This window comes from Allobosea sp. P1_A7 (assembly GCF_056406775.1).
The window spans coordinates 1-862 of sequence record NZ_JBFTZN010000619.1 but is presented as its reverse complement, the minus strand read 5'-3'; the positions used below and the strand labels follow the sequence as shown (position 1 = coordinate 862).

The following is an 862-nucleotide window of genomic DNA, read 5'->3' as shown; positions in this document are numbered from 1 at the left end:
GCACTTGTGGGCCCCGTGATTGGTTCGGCGCGACAGGAAAATGAACGAGCCAACACGGTGAGAGTGCTCGCTATGCCAGGTTCCGTTCAATTGCGGATCGGGCGGCCTTGAAAGTTGCTTCTGCGTCCGGCACAGCGCCTTGCTGCTGTTCAAGGATGAGAAGGGCTACTTCGTAGACCTCCCTTATGTCGACGGGCTGCAACGCCTTTCTGCACCAGGAGCGCAGGAGGCCGGCCATGTTTGCGGAGGAGACGAGGTTTGCTGCGGCGAGGCAAGGGACATCGCGTGCTCATTGTGCCGCTGGATGTACAGGTTCTGGTACATTGTAGCCGTCCGCTGCGTACAACGTGATTTTGTTACGCAACGTGCGGATGGAGATGCCGAGTAGTGAGGCGGCATGGGTGCGGTTGCCGCCGGTTTCCCGCAGCGTGGCCAGGATCAGCTGGCGTTCGACAAAGGCAACTGGCAGGCCAACGAACTGATCCACGACGGCTTTAACAGCATCGAGCGCTCGCATGGTCACGGTCCTTTCCAGGCCCCCCGGCTCTGATGGACATCTTAGGATGGCGCCCGCCGTGGTTAAGAAGCGGTAAATCGACATAGCGGGCGGGGCAACAGGGCACCGGTGAGCGTGGTCGTGCCGGCGGGCACATTTTACCGTGCATTGCCGCTGATCGCCGACGCAAATATGTAGCTGGTGGACGTGTGAATAAGGGAGTGTCTGAATTTTTGTGTCCGGGGCGGGTTGAGCTTCATTGAGTGATGAAGCGATCCTCGAACATGATCGCGAACTGGGACTTGGCTTCGGTCCATTCGCGTGGGGGCATTTTCCACTCGGCCGCGGCATCGCGCAAGACGAGAT

The 862-nt window shown here is 59.4% G+C and carries 1 protein-coding gene; it reads right to left on the bottom strand.

Translation table 11 applies throughout. The annotated features are described in order from the left end of the window. Positions 1-289: 289 nt before the first annotated feature. On the bottom strand, positions 290-517 hold the full coding sequence (locus AC1D34_RS38045; RefSeq protein WP_441508953.1) for a helix-turn-helix domain-containing protein: 228 nt from the start codon (positions 515-517) through the stop codon (positions 290-292). Positions 518-862: the final 345 nt, after the last annotated feature.